This window comes from Pseudovibrio sp. WM33 (assembly GCF_001623165.1).
In the GTDB taxonomy this organism is placed as follows: Bacteria; Pseudomonadota; Alphaproteobacteria; order Rhizobiales; family Stappiaceae; genus Pseudovibrio.
Genome location: NZ_LMCK01000151.1, coordinates 3,106 through 3,569, shown reverse-complemented (window position 1 = coordinate 3,569; position 464 = coordinate 3,106). Strand labels below are relative to the sequence as shown.

1 protein-coding gene is annotated in these 464 nt (G+C 53.0%); it reads left to right on the top strand.

Going from position 1 to position 464, the window contains the following annotated elements:
- Positions 1 to 464, top strand: a 464-nt coding sequence (locus PsWM33_RS27555; protein ID WP_193778478.1) for a phage portal protein, incomplete at both ends; no start/stop codon positions are given.

Sequence of the window (464 nt, the reverse complement as noted above, 5' to 3'; positions counted from 1 at the left end):
AGCAAAGCCAGAACAACGATTACCTGAAAGGCTTTTACTCCCATTTGCGGCGCAATGTTGTGGGCCGGACTGGCTTGCAGATAAAGCCGGTTGCCCGGCTTGGTGATGGCAATATTGACCGGGACAGCAACAAGCTTATCCGCGATGGATTTTTGGAATGGAGCCGCAAGGGGATCTGCACCACCTGCGGTAAGTTCTCTTTTGCTGATAGCCAGCGTATTGCACTTACAGCCGCTGCCCGTGATGGGAATTTCTTAGCCCGCAAATACATTGGCCCGGAGTTCGGGAGGTTCGGTTTTCAGATCCAGCACCTTGATATCACCATGCTGGATGTGGAGTTAAACAAAGAGCTGGATCACGGGCATTACATCCTTGCCGGGGTGGAATGTAACGCGGTGGATCGCCCGATTGCCTATCACATGTTTAAGCACAACCGCTCTTATTACGGTGGCCGTGGCGAGCGC